This is a genomic window from Streptomyces katrae, from assembly GCF_000966975.1.
GTDB lineage: Bacteria > Actinomycetota > Actinomycetes > Streptomycetales > Streptomycetaceae > Streptomyces > Streptomyces katrae.
Genome location: NZ_JZWV01001457.1, coordinates 1 through 1,745, shown reverse-complemented (window position 1 = coordinate 1,745; position 1,745 = coordinate 1). Strand labels below are relative to the sequence as shown.

General features: G+C 74.6%; 2 protein-coding genes. One reads left to right on the top strand and one right to left on the bottom strand.

The annotated features are described in order from the left end of the window. Nucleotides 1-290: 290 nt before the first annotated feature. Nucleotides 291-1,190, top strand: coding sequence for a formylglycine-generating enzyme family protein (locus VR44_RS38285; RefSeq protein WP_045952295.1), 900 nt, complete (start codon nt 291-293; stop codon nt 1,188-1,190). Between the two features lie 18 nt (nt 1,191-1,208). On the opposite strand, the gene VR44_RS38280 is transcribed toward VR44_RS38285, so the two are convergent. Beyond that, on the bottom strand, nt 1,209-1,745 hold a 537-nt coding region (locus VR44_RS38280; protein WP_045952294.1), incomplete at its 5' end, for an NPCBM/NEW2 domain-containing protein.

Sequence of the window (1,745 nt, the reverse complement as noted above, 5' to 3'; positions counted from 1 at the left end):
CCCCCGCACGGAGCCGGTGCCGCCGTGCGCTTGTGCGCCGGCCCACCGCGCACCCGGCCCGGCGCCGTCCCGGACCCCATTTCATCCGCCGTACATGGAACCGGAGTTCCGCTGCCCCTACTCTCGTCGCCGTGGCAGCAGGAATCCTCACCTCGCGCCACCACGTCGACCAGGGCCGCGTGGGCCCGACCGGCTGCACGCCGACCGCACCGCCCGACCACCCGATCACCGCGCCGGCCGGGCGTCCCGTCCCACGGGTGCCCGGCCGGCCCCGTCCCGACGGAGCCGACATGCCCGACTGCTGCACCCCCGGCCACGCCCACGCCCCCGTGCTCACCCTCGCCCCGCCGCCCCGCGCGGCCGCGCCCTCGCGGGTGGCCCGGCAGCTGATCGCGCTGCCCGGCGGCCGCTTCCTCATGGGCACCGACGATCCCGACGGGTTCCCCGCCGACGCCGAGGGGCCGGTCCGCGAGGTGGCCGTGGAGCCGTTCCGGATCGCGGCCACGACCGTGACGAACGCCCAGTTCGCCACCTTCGTCAAGGCCACGGGCCATGTCACCGAGGCGGAACGGTTCGGGTTCTCCTTCACGTTCGGCGCCTTCCTCACCGACGCGACGGCCGCCGTCTCGCCTCCCGTGGCGGGCGTCCCGTGGTGGCGGGCCGTGGAGGGGGCCACCTGGCGCAGCCCGGAAGGGCCCGGCTCGCACGTGACGGGACGGCAGAGCCACCCCGTCGTCCACGTCTCCTGGAACGACGCCCTGGCGTACTGCGCCTGGTCCGGCACCCGCCTGCCCACCGAGGCGGAGTGGGAGTACGCCGCCCGGGGCGGCCTGGAGCAGCGGCGCTACCCGTGGGGCGACGAACTGACCCCCGGCGGACGCCACATGTGCAACATCTGGCAGGGCGAGTTCCCGGTGCTCAACACCGGCGCCGACGGCCATGTCTCCACCGCCCCCGTGAAGTCCTTCCGCCCCAACGGCTTCGGCCTCTACAACACCGTCGGCAACGTCTGGGAGTGGTGCGCGGACCTGTTCACCCCCGGCGGGGGGACCTCCCGTGCGATGCGCGGGGGCTCGTACCTCTGCCACGACTCCTACTGCAACCGCTACCGGGTGGCGGCCCGCAGCTCCAACACCCCGGACAGCTCGACGGGGAACATCGGCTTCCGGGTGGCCGCGGATCCCGTGTAGGCCACCCGGAAGGCCGGTTCAGGAGACGGTGACCCGGGCCAGGGCCCAGGAGGTGTGGTCGAAGGAGGTGCGGTTGTTGGCGTCCTCGACCACCAGCCGCAGGACGCGTACGCCGCGCACGTCCAGGTCGACGGCCACCGGGCCGCCGGCCGCCGTGAGGGTCGGGGTGGTCAGCAGCAGCCGGCCGTCTCCGTAGACCTTGGCCCGGGTGGCGCCGAGCGAGCTCTGCTTCGCGGAGAAGTCGTCGATGCCGACGAGCGAGGTGAACCGTACGGCGGCCCCGCCGAGGTGGTAGGCGATGTCGCTGGGTGCGTGGACGCCGAGGCCCTTGGGGTAGGAGGTCCCTCCGAAGGAGATCGGCGGGCCGTCCCCGGCGGCGCTCTTCCCGTTCGAGGCGTCGCGTTCCACCGGTCCCCAGCCGTTGGCCGCGCTGATCCAGTCGAGGTCGGAGAGGTAGGAGTCACGGGTGGGGGCCGGCGGCGGGGTGGGGACGGTACCGGTCGCCGGGTAGCGGAGCGGACCGCCGGGGGCGAGGGCGGTGCCCTCGGCGGTGAA